This is a genomic window from Corallococcus sp. AB030 (assembly GCF_003668965.1).
GTDB lineage: Bacteria > Myxococcota > Myxococcia > Myxococcales > Myxococcaceae > Corallococcus > Corallococcus exiguus.
This window is the reverse complement of sequence record NZ_RAWQ01000087.1, coordinates 23,320-37,724: the sequence shown is the minus strand read 5'-3', so window position 1 is coordinate 37,724 and position 14,405 is coordinate 23,320. Positions and strand designations below refer to the sequence as shown.

General features: G+C 70.2%; 12 protein-coding genes. 8 read left to right on the top strand and 4 right to left on the bottom strand.

The features are described 5' to 3' along the window. Together D7Y15_RS21195 and D7Y15_RS21190 are read left to right on the top strand one after the other, a co-directional pair. The coding region (locus tag D7Y15_RS21195; RefSeq protein ID WP_199745958.1) for a hypothetical protein at positions 1 to 730 on the top strand (730 nt) is incomplete at its 5' end. A 35-nt stretch (positions 731 to 765) separates the two neighbouring features. Next, positions 766 to 1,773, top strand: a complete 1,008-nt coding sequence (locus tag D7Y15_RS21190) for an NAD(P)H-dependent glycerol-3-phosphate dehydrogenase (RefSeq protein WP_121753734.1) — start codon at positions 766 to 768, stop codon at positions 1,771 to 1,773. 15 nt (positions 1,774 to 1,788) lie between these two features. On the opposite strand, the gene D7Y15_RS21185 is transcribed toward D7Y15_RS21190, so the two are convergent. Continuing rightward, positions 1,789 to 2,250, bottom strand: coding sequence for a hypothetical protein (locus tag D7Y15_RS21185; RefSeq protein ID WP_233605040.1), 462 nt, complete (start codon positions 2,248 to 2,250; stop codon positions 1,789 to 1,791). Between the two features lie 50 nt (positions 2,251 to 2,300). Continuing rightward, complete coding sequence (gene hflX, locus D7Y15_RS21180) at positions 2,301 to 3,956, bottom strand: GTPase HflX (protein WP_169827771.1); 1,656 nt, start codon at positions 3,954 to 3,956, stop codon at positions 2,301 to 2,303. A 166-nt stretch (positions 3,957 to 4,122) separates the two neighbouring features. Between hflX and proB the strand changes: the two genes are divergently transcribed. After that, positions 4,123 to 5,247 carry a glutamate 5-kinase gene (gene proB / locus D7Y15_RS21175; protein WP_121753733.1) on the top strand — a complete coding sequence of 375 codons (1,125 nt, stop codon included), beginning with the start codon at positions 4,123 to 4,125 and terminating at the stop codon, positions 5,245 to 5,247. A 22-nt stretch (positions 5,248 to 5,269) separates the two neighbouring features. Here the strand turns inward: proB and D7Y15_RS21170 are convergent, their stop codons facing one another. After that, a complete protein-coding gene (locus tag D7Y15_RS21170; RefSeq protein WP_120576865.1) occupies positions 5,270 to 5,743 on the bottom strand; it encodes a hypothetical protein in 474 nt (157 codons plus the stop codon). A 359-nt stretch (positions 5,744 to 6,102) separates the two neighbouring features. Here D7Y15_RS21170 and D7Y15_RS21165 point away from each other — a divergent pair, with 359 nt between their 5' ends. The 5 genes from D7Y15_RS21165 to acnA all read left to right on the top strand — a co-directional run bounded on the left by D7Y15_RS21165 (position 6,103) and on the right by acnA (position 13,900). Continuing rightward, positions 6,103 to 7,128, top strand: a complete 1,026-nt coding sequence (locus tag D7Y15_RS21165) for a YafY family protein (protein WP_120576864.1) — start codon at positions 6,103 to 6,105, stop codon at positions 7,126 to 7,128. Further along, entirely contained in the window at positions 7,125 to 8,054 is a 930-nt protein-coding gene (locus D7Y15_RS21160) for a YafY family protein (RefSeq protein WP_120599465.1), read from the top strand. Before D7Y15_RS21165 ends, D7Y15_RS21160 begins: the two co-directional genes overlap by 4 nt. Before the next feature lie 6 nt (positions 8,055 to 8,060). After that, complete coding sequence (locus D7Y15_RS21155) at positions 8,061 to 9,680, top strand: FHA domain-containing protein (RefSeq protein WP_121753732.1); 1,620 nt, start codon at positions 8,061 to 8,063, stop codon at positions 9,678 to 9,680. A 99-nt stretch (positions 9,681 to 9,779) separates the two neighbouring features. After that, positions 9,780 to 11,039 carry a phosphatidylserine/phosphatidylglycerophosphate/cardiolipin synthase family protein gene (locus tag D7Y15_RS21150; RefSeq protein ID WP_121753731.1) on the top strand — a complete coding sequence of 420 codons (1,260 nt, stop codon included), beginning with the start codon at positions 9,780 to 9,782 and terminating at the stop codon, positions 11,037 to 11,039. 128 nt (positions 11,040 to 11,167) lie between these two features. Beyond that, complete coding sequence (acnA, locus tag D7Y15_RS21145; RefSeq protein ID WP_121753730.1) at positions 11,168 to 13,900, top strand: aconitate hydratase AcnA; 2,733 nt, start codon at positions 11,168 to 11,170, stop codon at positions 13,898 to 13,900. Between the two features lie 78 nt (positions 13,901 to 13,978). Here the strand turns inward: acnA and D7Y15_RS21140 are convergent, their stop codons facing one another. Further along, entirely contained in the window at positions 13,979 to 14,401 is a 423-nt protein-coding gene (locus D7Y15_RS21140; protein ID WP_120576859.1) for an HD domain-containing protein, read from the bottom strand. Positions 14,402 to 14,405: the final 4 nt, after the last annotated feature.

Sequence of the window (14,405 nt, the reverse complement as noted above, 5' to 3'; positions counted from 1 at the left end):
CCGGGGAGGCGCATGGTGGAGGAAGGCAGGCAGCCTAGCCCACGCTCCGCCGCCACTCGCCGAGCCGCCATCCGCGCACCGTCGCGTCAAGGCTCCCCGTCCGCCGCCTCCACCCCAGGCCCCCAACCGCTACGGGCTCTACGGCGGCCGGTCGCTGGGCTCCGGACACGCGGGCGTGGGCATGGAACTGGGCTTCCCCTTCGTGTCCGCGCGCGGCATGTACGGCGTGCTGGAGCACCTGGACCTGGGGCTGGGCGTGGACACCGTCTACGGCCTGATGACCGAGCTGCGCGCCAGCGTCCGCTTCACCCTCCTGGACAGCGACAACGTCAGCCTCGCCTTCGTGGTGGACGGCGGCCACGCGTTCTTCCTGCGTCCCCCGGACACCGAGGACAAGGGCGCGCGCTACCTGAGCGGCCGGCGCGACTGGAACGTGGCCCCCGGGCTGGTGGCGTCCTTCCAGGGCGACAGCCCGCGCGCGTGGCGGCCGTACCTGGATGTCCGCGCCCTGATGGCCTTCGACATGGACCCCATCCAGAAGGATCCGCTGTCCGGTGTGCCGCCCGCGTGGAAGCTGGATGCGTCCGTCCTCGTCCGGCTGGGCGCGGAGTTTCCCGTGGGTGAGAAGACGTCCTACGCTGTCTCGTTCGGTGGCGACTTCCGCAGCCGCTCCTCGGACGCGGAGTTCATGCCCACGCTGTCCGTGGGCGTGGTGTCCACGCTGTTCTGAAATCCCCCTTCCCCCTCTCGACCCGAGGTCAGCTCATGCGCGGCAGTGTCATCGGTGCAGGTTCGTTCGGAACGGCGCTCGCCAACGTGCTCGCGGTGAATTGCGACGAAGTCCGCCTGTGGGGCCGTGAGCCCTCCGCCGTGGAGGCCATCAACACCCACCACGAGAACGCGACCTACCTCAAGGGCATCCCCCTCTCCGAGCGCGTGCGCGCGACCACGGACCTGGAGGAGGCGCTGGCCGGCTCGGAGATGGTGGTGCTCGCCACGCCCAGCCACGCCACCCGTGAGGTGCTCGCGCGCGCCAAGGACTTCCTGCCCAAGAGCGTGCCGCTCGTCACGGTGTCCAAGGGCATCGAGAACGGCACGCTGCTCACCATGACGGAGCTGCTGGAGGACTGTCTGCCGGAGGAGTTCCACCCGTACGTCGCGGTGCTCTCCGGCCCCAGCTTCGCCAAGGAGCTGGCCCGTCGCATGCCCACGGTGGTGACCATCGCGTCGCACTGGGACAAGGTGGCCCAGCGCTGTCAGAAGGCGCTCCAGACGGACACCTTCCGCTCGTACACGTCCACGGACGTGGTGGGCGTGCAGTACGGCGGCGCGCTGAAGAACGTCATCGCCATCGCCGCGGGCATGGCGGACGGCCTGGGCATGGGCCACAACGCGCGGGCCGCCATCATCACGCGCGGCCTGGCGGAGATTACGCGGCTCGCGGTGCGCAAGGGCGCCAACCCGCTGACGCTCTCCGGCCTGTCCGGCATGGGCGACCTGGTGCTCACCTGCACGGGCGAGCTCAGCCGCAACCGCCACGTGGGCATGGAGCTGGGCAAGGGCCGCAAGCTGCCGGACATCCTCGCGGAGATGAAGGAGGTCGCCGAGGGCGTGAAGACCGCCAAGAGCGCGCGCGACCTGTCCCTCAAGACGGGCGTGGAGCTGCCCATCTGCGAGCAGGTCTACCTCATCGCCTATGAGGGCAAGAACGCCAAGATGGCCGTCGTGGACCTGATGACGCGCCAGCCGAAGTCGGAGCTGTCCGGCGTCTGAAGACGCCGCGAGGCGCTAGTAGCGGCGCGGCTTCGCTTCGGGGCCCGCGCCGCGCACGCGCCACACGGTGAGCCGCTCGGAGTTGGTGTGGCTCAGGACGAGTCCTTCCGTCTGCATCTCCTCTAGCAGGCGGTTCGTCTTGAGCCGGTCCAACCCGATGGTGCGGCCCAGCATGTCGCCGGGCATGCCGCTGATGTTGCTGCGCAGCTGGTTGATGATGGCGCGCTTGAACTCGTTCTTCTGCAGGCCGTCGATGTCCTGCGTTCTCCACGCGGACAGGATGCCCCAGCCGATGAGCAGCAGCGTCACCACGGCGATGACCGGGTAGACGATGTGGCTGTTCTTCTCGAGCAGCTCGATGTAGCCGGTGGTGATGGACGAGACGGGCCGGTCGTAGTCCGGCCCGGAGTCCTGTCCGGGCAGGCCTTCGATTTGGGCCGTCAACAAAGGGATGAGCAGTTTCAGCGCGGGAGCCAAGGCCCCCCGACTCTACGGGGAGGGCCCCCGCGCCGACAACCCGCCCACCGTCAGACGACGCCGATGGACTCGGACGCACCCTCGGCGAACAGGGTGATGTCCGCCTTGGCCAGGAGCGTGGACAGGCCCTCGCGCTTCACCGCGCTGATGGCCACGCCGCCCAGGGAGCGCAAGAGCGACTCCACCTCGTCCGCGGACAGCTGGTCCGCCTTGTTCCACACCATCAGGCGCGGCTTCTCCATCAAACCCAGCGAGGCGAGGATCTTCTCCACCGCCTCCACCTGGTCGTCGCGCGCCGGGTCGCTCGCGTCCACCACGTGCAACAGGAGGCTTGCGTCGTACAGCTCCTCCAGCGTGGCGCGGAAGGCCGCCACCAGGTCCTTGGGCAGGTCCCGGATGAAGCCCACCGTGTCGGTGATGATGACCTCGCGCTCCTGCGGGAAGCGCAGCCGCCGGCTCGTGGGGTCCAGCGTGGCGAACAGCTTGTCCTCCGCCAGCACCTCCGCGTTGGTGATGGCGTTGAGCAGCGTGGACTTGCCCGCGTTGGTGTAGCCCACGATGGAGATGACCGGCACCTCGCGCCGGTTGCGCTGCGCCCGGCGGACGCTGCGCTCGCGGCTGATGACGTCGATGCGGCGCTCCAGGTTGGTGATGCGCTCGCGCACGCGGCGACGGTCGATTTCGAGCTTCGTCTCACCCGGGCCGCGGCCGCCCACGCCACCGCCCATGAGGCGGCTGAGCGAGTCATCCCCCTGCACCAGCCGGGGCAGCCGGTACTTCAGCTGCGCCAGCTCCACCTGCAGCTTGCCCTCGGCCGTCTGCGCGCGCTGGGCGAAGATGTCCAGGATGAGCTGCGTGCGGTCCAGGATTTTGAGGCTCGTCGCATCTCCGATGTGGCGGCCCTGCGACGGGGTGAGGTCCTTGTCGAAGATGAGCAGGTCCACCATGGACTGCATGGAGCGCAGGTTCAGGTCCTCCAGCTTGCCCCGGCCGATGAGGTAGCGCGGATCCGCTTCGCGCTTCATCTGGAGCACGCTGTCCACCACCTCCACGCCCGCGGTGCGCGCCAGCTCCTTCAGCTCCGCGAGTGAGGACTCCGCCCGGGCGCGGTTGCCGTCCAGGCACACCGCCACCAGGATGGCGCGCTCCTTCCCGGACACGGTGCGCGCGGCGGCCTTGCGGTTGAACTCCTCCTCCAGCGCGTCCAGCGTGGACAGCAGGTCCGGCTGTTCCACGTGCACGGAGGGCAGGGTGGACACGTGCCAGAACTCGCCCGCGCCGTTCTCCGGCACCAGGTAGGCCCAGTGCAGCACGCCGGGCAGGCCTTCGTTGCCCACGCCCACGGCCGCCACGCAGTCCAGGCGCAGGAGCGCGAGGTCCGTGAGGTCGTCCTTCGTCAGGGGTTCGCTCTTCAGGTGCGTGTGCACCAGCCGCAGGCCACGCAGACGGATTTGTCCGGCGCGCGCACGGCCGATGTCCGGCAGCTCCAGCTTGTGCGCGTTGCCCACCACGACGTGCTCGATGTCGCCCTTTCGGTTGATGAGGACGCCCACCTGACGGTTGAGCTCGTGCGACAGCTCGGTGAGGTGGCGGGCAAGCTCCGCGGACACGATTTCGCGCGGATCCACGCGGCGGCGGAAGGTGTTGCGCAGCCGCTGCTGCTCGCTCGACTTCAGGCCCAGGGTGTTGCCGAAGATTTCCTTCAAACCGTTTCTCCTGGCGCGGACATCGAACGACCCGCGCTGCATTCAAGGCATTGGATGGACTGGGGCCACCCGCGTTTCATGACAAAGCCCCCCAGCCGGTGTGTCTCGCAGCCTGGTGAACAACCGGCCACGCGCGTCCTTTCCCGTTCCAGCCTACGCTGCCCCTGTGACTGATTCCGCACGCAACGCCTTGCGCGGGGCCCGCCGCGTGGTGGTGAAGATTGGGACCAACGCGCTGACGAGCGCCACGGGCCGCTTCAACCGTGCCCACTTCGACGCGCTGGGGCAGGACCTGCTGTGGGCCGCCGGCGGCCGGGAGCTGGTGGTGGTGTCCAGCGGCGCCATCGCCCTGGGCATGGAGCGGCTGGGGCTGCCCGCGCGCCCCCGGGACATCCCAGGCAAGCAGGCGTGCGCGGCGGTGGGGCAGAGCCGCCTGATGCAGGCGTACGAGGAGGCGTTCGGTCACGCGGCCCGGACGGTGGCCCAGGTGCTGCTCACCCACGAGGACGTGCAGGAGCGCCGCCGCTACCTCAACGTGAAGCACACGCTGGAGCGCCTGCTGGCCGCGGGCGTGGTGCCGGTCATCAACGAGAACGACACCGTGTCCGTGGACGAGCTGAAGTTCGGCGACAACGACACGCTGGCGAGCCTGGTGGCCGGCGTGGTGGAGGCGGACGCGCTGGTCCTCCTGTCGGACGTGGAGGGCCTCTACACCGCCGACCCGCGCAAGGACGCCGAAGCCCGCCTGATGCCCGCCGTGCCGCGCGTCACCGCGGACGTGCTGGCCCTGGCCGGCGACGCCAGCAGCGAGGTGGGCACGGGAGGCATGGCGTCCAAGGTGCGCGCCGCCGCTCGCGCCGCGGAGCTGGGCATCCCCTGCGTCATCACCTCCGGCGCGGTGCCCGGCCGCCTGCGTGGCGTGCTCCAGGGGGACGCCGTGGGCACGCTCTTCGAGCCCGCCGGACGCCGCAGCGCGCGCACCGCGTGGATCGCCCACGCGCTCCGGCCCCGGGGCCGGCTGGTGGTGGACGCGGGCGCGAAGGAGGCCATCGTCACCGGCAAGCGCAGCCTGCTGCCCAGCGGCGTGACGGGCGTGGAGGGGGACTTCGGCCGGGGAGACCCGGTGGACCTGACGGACGCGGCCGGGATGGTGTTCGCCCGGGGGCTGTCCACCTACGACGCCAACGAGCTCAGGCGCATCGCCGGGCGGCGGAGCACGGACATCGAGGCGGTGCTGGGCTACCGCTACCTGGATGAAGCGGTGCACCGCGACGACCTGGCGGTGCTGTAGCCGCGGTCCACGCAAAGGCCGCCTAGATGGAGCAGGAGACGGACTTCACCGTGCCGGTCGCCGGCTCCGTCAGGCGCATCAGCGCGCGGAACTCCGGGGAGTCCACCTTCATCAGGAGCAGCGAAACCTCCAGCTCCCCAGGCACCCGGCCCAGCTGGAGCTTGCGCTCCTGGCCGTGCAGCAGGGCGAGCTGCGAGTGGCCTTCCCCTTCCGGCAGGGACAGGTCCACCTGGAGCTGGAACGAGTCGCCCTCGCCCTTGGGCGTGAGCACCAGCCGGTAGTCCGGCACGGTCGCGCCCGGACGGCGGCGCTCGGCGCGAAGGGTGCGGCCCGCTTCACCCAGCAGCTTGGGCTGGGCGATCAGCCGGCCGTCGCGCCGGACCTCCAGCGCGAAGTAGAGCGGTTCGGAGCGGGCGTGCGCCGGGGCGGAGACGAAGGCCAGCAGCACCAGCGCCAGCCCGGGAAGCCACTTCTTCAGCAGGGAGGTGCGGTCCATGGTCGAGCCCTCGTCAAAGCATCGGTCCGCCGCGTCGGCCCCACGGCAGACAGCAAAGCCTCCAGGAGGCCCGCTGTCGCTTCTCACCCAAATCGACAATGGCCAAGGAATAACCCAGACGCGCCCCGAGTGCGAGCCCCACACCCGGGGTTGTCTGCTGGCTTGCGGACGAAACGAGGGGTACATGATGGTACCTGCTTGCCTGTTCAGGTTGGGGCGGCTATCCCCCCTTGGACGGAGCCAGTGCCCTCCGCTGTTCCCTTTCTGTTCGTTTCCAGGCCTGCCCCTTTCTCCCACCCCGGAAGTCCCCGGTCTCTTGATCTCCCGGGTCCTGTCCGCCATGGTCACCGATCACCTGAATGGACCGCACGGAACGCATCCTTGATCTCGTGGCACTGTTGCTCGACGCGCGGGAACCCATCTCGTGGGCCGAGCTGCGTGAGCACTTCCCCGCTGACTACGGTGGCTCGGATGATGCCGCGGAGCGCAAATTCGAGCGCGACAAGGCGGAGCTCGTCGAGCTGGGCTTCCCGCTGAGCTACGTGCAGGGGGACGACGAGCGGCGCGACGGCTACCTCGTCGACCGCAACGTCTACTACCTGCCGGAGGCGGACCTCACGAAGGAGGAGCTGGCCGTGCTCTACGCCGCCGGGTCCGCCGCGCTGGCGTCCGGCGCGTTCCCCGGCCGCGACGACCTGGCGCACGCGCTGCGCAAAATCGGCTTCTTCGCCGGCGAATCCCTGCCCACCCCGCGTGTGCGCATGGAGCTGGGCACCGGGCAGCAGGGCCAGGAGAAGGAGGTCTCCGCCCGCCTGGAGCAGCTCTGGGATGCGTGCTCCGCCCACAAGTGGGTGCAGCTGACCTACGGCAGCCCCCGCAAGGACGGCGTCACGGAGCGGCGCGTGGACCCGTACGGCCTGGCGCTGCGGCGCGGCGTGTGGACGCTGGTGGGCTACTGCCACCTGCGCCAGGGCCTGCGCACCTTCCACGTCCACCGCATCCGCGAGCTGAAGGTGAACACCGCCCGGCCGCGCACGCCGGACTTCGAGGTGCCGGCGGACTTCTCGCTGGACGCCCACGTGGCGTACTTCCCCTGGCAGTACCGCTTCCACGAACCGCTGGAGGTGACGCTCCAGCTGACGGGGCCGCAGGCTTCGCGCGCGGGCTCGCTGTTCCCGGGCGCGGCGCTGGAGCCGGTGTCGGAGGGCGTGGTGCGGGCCCGCTTCCCGGTGACGTTCCTGGACGGGCTGACGCGCTTCGTCCTGTCGCTGGGGCAGGACTGCCGTGTGGAGGGGCCTCCGGAGGCGCGTGAGCGCCTGGAGCGGATGGCCGCGAACATCCTGGCGAAGCACGCGCCGGTGGAAGGTCAGCGGGTGAGCGCATGAGCAACGTCCACGAGCGGCTGCGCCGCCTGCTGTTCCTCGTCCCCTACGTTTCGAAGCACCCCGGCGTCACCGTGGAGGCCCTGGCCAAGGCCCTCAACATCAGCCGCGAGGACCTGCTGGAGGAACTGGACCTGCTCACCTGCGTGGGCCGGCCGCCCTTCAACCCGGACGACTACATCGACATCTACGTGGACAACGACCGCGTCTACGTGGACCTGGATCAGCGCCTGTTCGCGCCGCCCCGGCTGACCGCGGGCGAGGCCGCGGCCCTGGCCGCCGCGGCGGAGCTGTTGCGCCCGGCCACCGGCGACGCGCTCCAGAGCGCCCTCACCAAGCTGGAGAACATCATCCCGCCCGCCGCCCGCGAGCGCTTCCGGGAGATGTACCGGAAGATCGACGCCTCCGCGGACGCGCCCCCGGCGCTGGGGCCACTCACCCGGGCCATCCTGGAGCGGCTGGAGGTGACGTTCGGGTACGCCAGCCCCGGCCGCCCGGCGGAACCGCGCCGGGTCCGCCCCTACGAACTGCTCAGCCACCGGGGCCAGTGGTACCTCCAGGGCTTCTGCCACACCCGCCAGGACGCACGCCTGTTCCGGTTGGACCGCATGGAGGACCTGGCCGTCACCACCACGGCCTTCCAGCCCCCGCCGGACGCCCGCGCGGACGTACCCAACCCGGCACGCGGCGCCAGCGAGGCCTCCGTCCGGGTGCGCTTCACCCCCACGGCGGCACCCTACGTGAAGGAGCGCTTCGGCCAGGACGCCCGCCCGCTTGCTGACGGAGGGGTGGAGGTGCGGGTGGCCGGAGACAGTGAGCGCTGGCTCACGCAGTGGGTGCTATCCTTCGGTGGAGAGGCGGAGGTGCTGGAGCCGGCGAGCGCGCGCGCCGCCGTTGCCCGAGCCGTACATGCCTCGATAGGCTCCTAGGACGACATGGCCTTCCAACTGACGATCTCCGAGGGAAAAGACGCCGGCAAGGAGTTCGTCTTCGACCAGGACTCCGTGCTCATCGGGCGCACCTCCGAGTGCGACGTGGTGCTGTACGACCCTGGTATCTCCCGCCGCCACTGCCGCATCTTCCAGGACGGAGGCGGCTACGCGGTGGAGGACCAGAAGAGCGCCAACGGGACGCTCATCAACGGCGCGGCCGTGCAGAAGCAGACGCTGACGGACGGCGACACGCTCACGCTGGGCCCGGTGACGTTCCTCTTCGCGATCGCCGCGGAGGAAGCGACCACCGGCGAGGACGAGAAGCCCGCGGAGGACGGCGCCAACAGCACGCGCATCGTCTCCATCGACTCCTTGCGCAAGCAGCGCAACAAGAAGGCCGCCGCCTCGCTCGTGCCGGAGGGCGCGGACGAGGAGGACCTGCAGGGCATCCGGGCGGAGTCCACGCGCATGAACATGCGCGCCATCCGCCGTCCCACCTCCAACGCCCAGCGCGCCGTGCCGCAGGAGCCGCCTCCGCAAGAGGACGCCCCGGCGGCCATCGAAAAGCCCGCTCCCGCGCCCCCGCCCGCGCGCCGCACCGGTTCCCAGTCCTCCCGCGCCGTGGCCCGCACGCCCCGCGCCGGTGGCGCCAGCAGCAGCAGTGGCGGTGGTGGCCTGTCCGCGGCCGAGCGCGCCCGCATCCGCCGTGAGACGCCGGGCCTGGTGGCCAACCTGCGCCTGTTCTGGGCGGAGGCGAGCTCCAAGGTCCGCGCGGGCGTGATGGCCGGCGGCGGCGTGGTGGTGCTGGGCCTCTTCGCCCTCATGTACTGGCTGGTGCTGGGCGGCGACACCCAGGTGCAGAAGGGCGAGGAGCCCGTGCGCCTGTCCAACCAGCCCATCACGGACTCGTTCGGCCTGGGCGACGGCGTCACCTGGAACCGGCCGGACATGAAGGTCTTCGAGTGGGAGTTCGTCGCCGCGACGCGCGCGGTGGTCATCCTCCACTACCAGGCCCAGGGCATCTCCAAGGACGAGGTGGTGGTGAGCGTCAACGGCGTGGACGTGGGCAAGGTGCCCCCGGACACGCTGGCCAGCCAGGAGCGCTCGCTGGAGCTGATGATTCCGCCCCAGCAGCTGCGCAAGGGCGAGCCCAACCGCATCATCTTCGACAACACCCGCAACCCGCCGGGCGAGGACACCTGGCGCGTGTGGAACGTCTGGGTGGAGCGCGCGCTGCTGCCGGAGCAGCTGTCCACGCAGCAACTGGTGCAGACGGCCAACGAGTCCTTCAAGAAGGGCCGCAAGAACTTCGACACGCCGGACATCGGCGCGCGCAACCGCTACGAGGCGTGGAAGTCCTTTCGCGAGGCGTGGCTGATGCTGGAGGCCCACCCGGACCCCAAGCCGGACCTCTACTTCGAGGCCCAGGAGTTCATGAAGCGCGCCCAGCAGGAGCTGGATCGCACCTGCTCCAAGCTGCTGCTGGAGGTGGAGGGCTACTACAACCAGGGCCACTTCAAGCAGGCCGCCTCCACGCTGGACCACATGCGCGAGTACTTCCCCGAGTACGACCAGCCGTGCGCCACGCGCGCGGAGAACAAGCGCGTCGAGTTCGGCTTGTAGCGAGCCGTCGTCTACTGGACGGTGCAACCCCGCCAGGGAGGCGGGCGGGGCCCGTCCGGGTTGCCGGTCCCTCCCTCCGTTCCCACCCTGAGTGGGGTGATGCGTGAGCTGGCGGGGGAGGACGGGCGGACTGAGGGGTTGGTTCCAGCGGCGCGCTCGCCGGGACCGGTGCCGGAGCATGGCCCGGTGTGGAGCGCCGGGGTGTCGCGGCGCCTGCTCGCCCGGTACTACCTGCCGCAGCGCCACCCCACCCTCCAGGGCAATGCGTGCCGGCTCCTGCGCGACGGCGTGGAGGCCTACCCGGAAATGCTGGAGGCCATCCGCCGGGCGCGCCGCTCCATCCGCCTGGAGACGTACATGTTCGTCACCGACGCGGTGGGCGAGCTCTTCGGCCAGGCGCTGGCGGAGGCCGCCGAGCGCGGCGTGCACGTGAAGGTGCTCTACGACGCGGTGGGCTCGTGGACCAGCCGCAGGAGCTTCTTCGAGGGCCTGCGCCAGCGCGGCGTGGACGTGCGGGCCTTCAAACCCTTCAGCCTCCAGCGCGGGCTGCGCCACCTGCTGCGCCGGGACCACCGGAAGATTCTGGTGGTGGACGGCACGGTGGCCTTCACGGGCGGGGTGAACATCGCGGCGCACTGGGCCCCGGAGGGGCAGGGCGTGGCGTGGCGCGACGACGTGCTGCGGATTGAAGGCCCCGCGGTGCATGAGCTGGAGCGGCGCTTCCTGGCCACGTGGCGGATGATGTTCCGCGACCGCCTGAGCCGGCTGCGCCGGCGGATCCGCGGCGGAGCCCAGGCGCTGGAGGCCCGCCCCCGGAAGGGCGACGTGGGGCTGGCGGTGCTGTCCAGCCGCCGCAGCATCCACCGCGCGTACCTGCACGCCATCCAGCGCGCGCGGGCCAGCGTGCTCATCGCCGCGGGCTACTTCGTGCCGGACCGGCGCATGGTGGCCGCGCTCAAGGACGCGGCGAAGCGGGGCGTGGAGGTGAGCCTGCTGCTCAACGGGGGCAAGAGCGACCACCCGTTCCTCGAGCACGCGACGCGCGCCTTCTACGAGCCGCTGATGGACGCCGGCATCCGCATCTTCGAGTGGCGCCGGGGTGTGCTGCACGCCAAGACAGCCGTCGTGGACGGCGTGTGGGGCACCATCGGGTCGTTCAACCTGGAGCGGTTGTCACTGGCCTTCAACCACGAGGTCAACGCCGTCTTCGCGGACCCCCGGCTGGGTCGCGACCTGGAGGACTCGTTCCGCCTGGATTGCGGCAACTGTCGCGAGGTGGACCTGGCCGCCTTCCGCCGCCGTCCCCTCTGGCAGAAGGCCGTGGAGCGGGTGCTCTACTTCTTCCGCAAGGTGCTCTGAGCGGGTCTGTAGGCCCGGGGTCCGAACCAACCGTCCACCGCCTTCAACGCAGTGCAGGAACCCTTTGCATGCCGGGGGGGACACGCCTAGAAGTTGCGTCATTCCGGCACGGAAGGACGGCAACGCACATGACGGACAGTTTCGGCACCAAGGCCCAGCTCAAGGTGGGCTCGGCGACCTACGACTATTTCAGCCTGGCCACGCTGGCGAAGGCCCACCCGGCGGTCAACCGCCTCCCGTTCTCGCTGAAGGTGCTGCTGGAGAACCTGCTGCGCAATGAGGACGGCCGCGTCGTCAAGCGCGAGCACATCGAGAAGATGCTCGCCTGGGACCCCAAGGCGGCCCCGGAGACGGAGATCTCCTTCCACCCCGCGCGCGTGCTGCTCCAGGACTTCACCGGCGTGCCCGCCGTCGTGGACATGGCCGCCATGCGCGAGGCGCTCGCCGCCATGGGCGGTGATCCCGCGAAAATCAACCCGCGCAACCCGGCGGACCTGGTCATCGACCACTCGGTGCAGATTGATTCGTTCGCCACCACCGCGGCCTTCAAGGAGAACGCGGAGCTGGAGTTCGAGCGCAACCGCGAGCGCTACGCCTTCCTGCGCTGGGGCCAGAGCGCGTTCAAGGGCTTTGGCGTGGTGCCGCCGGACATCGGCATCTGCCACCAGGTGAACCTGGAGTTCCTGGCGCAGGTGACGTTCCGTCAGGGCAGCACCGTGTACCCCGACACGCTGGTGGGCACGGACAGCCACACCACGATGATCAACGGCCTGGGCGTGGTGGGCTGGGGCGTGGGCGGCATCGAGGCGGAGGCGGCGCTGCTGGGCCAGCCCATCACGATGCTGATTCCGCAGGTGGTGGGCTTCAAGCTCACCGGCAAGCTGCCCGCGGGCGCCACGGCCACGGACCTGGTGCTCACCGTCACGCAGATGCTTCGCAAGAAGGGCGTCGTCGGCAAGTTCGTGGAGTTCTACGGCGAAGGCCTGAAGGCGTTGTCGCTGCCGGACCGCGCCACCATCGCGAACATGGCCCCGGAGTACGGCGCCACCATCGGCTTCTTCCCGGTGGACGAGGAGAGCTGCAACTACCTGCGCTTCACCGGCCGCCCGGATGACGTGGTGGCGCTGACGGAGGCGTACGCGAAGGAGCAGGGCCTGTGGCTCAACGCCGGCGCCCAGGAGCCCCTCTTCAGCGACACGCTGGGGCTGGACCTGGCCGCCGTGGTGCCCAGCCTGGCGGGCCCCAAGCGTCCGCAGGACCGCGTGCCCCTGAAGGACATGAAGGCCGGGTACGAGGCGTCGCTCGTGGAGATGCTGTCCGCCGGCAAGAGCAAGGGCGAGGACGACGAGGGTCCCAAGGGCGCGAAGGCCCCCGCGGCCCCGGTGGCCCCGGAGCGGCTGGCCCAGTCCGTCACCGTGAAGGCGGGCAAGCAGAGCTACCAGGTGGGCCATGGCGCGGTGGTCATCGCGTCCATCACCTCCTGCACCAACACGTCCAACCCGGCCGTGCTGGTGGCCGCGGGCATCCTGGCGAAGAATGCCGTGGAGAAGGGCCTCAAGCCGCAGCCCTGGGTGAAGACGTCCCTGGCCCCGGGCAGCCGCGTGGTGACCGAGTACCTGCGCGACGCGGGCCTGCTGCCCTACCTGGAGGCCGTGGGCTTCCACGTCGTGGGCTACGGCTGCACCACCTGCATCGGCAACTCCGGCCCGCTGCCGGAGTCCGTGTCCAACGCGGTGGTGGAGGGCGACCTGGTGGTGGCGGCGGTGCTGTCCGGCAACCGCAACTTCGAGGGCCGCATCAACCCGCACGTGCGCATGAACTACCTGGCGAGCCCCCCGCTCGTGGTGGCGTACGCGCTGGCCGGTGAAGTGGGCCGCGACCTGGACAACGAGCCGCTGGGCACGGACCCCAACGGCCGCCCGGTGTTCCTCAAGGACATCTGGCCGTCCAACGAGGAGATCAAGGAGACCATCCGCACGGCCGTGAAGCCGGAGCAGTTCCGCAGCCAGTACGCGAACGCCATGGAAGGCGACACGCTCTGGCAGCAGCTGCCGGTGGGCAAGGGCTCCACGTTCAAGTGGGATGAGAAGTCCACCTACGTGCGCAAGCCGCCCTTCTTCGAGAACCTCCCGAAGGAGCCCAAGGCCGTGCAGGACATCAAGGGCGCGCGCGTGCTGGCGCTCCTGGGTGACTCCGTCACGACGGACCACATCTCCCCGGCGGGCAACATCGCCAAGACGAGCCCCGCGGCGAAGTACCTCATGGCGGAGGGCGTGGAGCCCAAGGACTTCAACTCCTACGGCGCGCGCCGCGGCAACCACGAGGTGATGGTGCGCGGCACCTTCGCCAACATCCGCTTGAGGAACCTCCTGGTCCCGGGCGTGGAGGGCGGCGTCACGGTGCACATCCCCACGCGTGAGCGGATGAGCATCTACGACGCGTCCATGAAGTACCAGGCGGACAACATCCCGCTCGTGGTGCTGGCCGGCGCCGAGTACGGCACGGGCTCCAGCCGCGACTGGGCGGCCAAGGGCACGCAGCTGTTGGGCGTGAAGGCCGTCATCGCGAAGAGCTTCGAGCGCATCCACCGCTCCAACCTCGTGGGCATGGGCGTGCTGCCCCTTCAGTTCGAGGCGGGCCAGGACGCGCAGTCGCTGGGCCTCACCGGCCACGAGACGTTCGAAATCACCGGCGTCGCGGACGGCCTCTCGCCGCAGAAGAAGCTCACCGTGAAGGCCGTTGGTGAGAAGGGCCCCATCGAGTTCACCGCGGTGTGCCGCATCGACACGCCCAACGAGCTCGACTACTACCGCAACGGCGGCATCCTCCAGTACGTGCTGCGGCAGCTCGCCAAGGCGTAGCGGACAGCACCCGCTGGTTTCGCGGCCCGGCCGCCCTCGCTTCTCGGGAGGGTCGCCGGGCCGTCGTCTTTCTGGCGGCTACTCCGCGCGCAGGCGCGTCCAGGCGGCCACGTAGCGCGACAGGCGCTCGGCGTCCTTCGGCGTCACGTCCTTCAGGCGGCGCACGTCCATGTTGTCCTCCAGGTCCGCCAGCTTCACGCGGCGGGCCAGGGGGTGGGGACGCAGCCGTTCGATGAAGGCCTCGTAGCTTTCGCCCTCGCGCTTCGTCAGGCAGTCCAGGGCGGACAGCACGTCCTCCGGGTAGCCCATGCCGCGCAGGCGCTCCAGCGTGTACGGCGTGTCCTCCACCACGTCGTGGAGGATGGCCACGGTGCGCTCCGCGTCGGAGGCGAGGCGCAGCATCACCCGCATGGGGTGGAGGATGTAGGGCTGTCCTGCCTTGTCGCGCTGACCCTGGTGCGCGGCCACCGCCAGGGCGATGGCGTCTTCGAGCGTGGGCATGGGC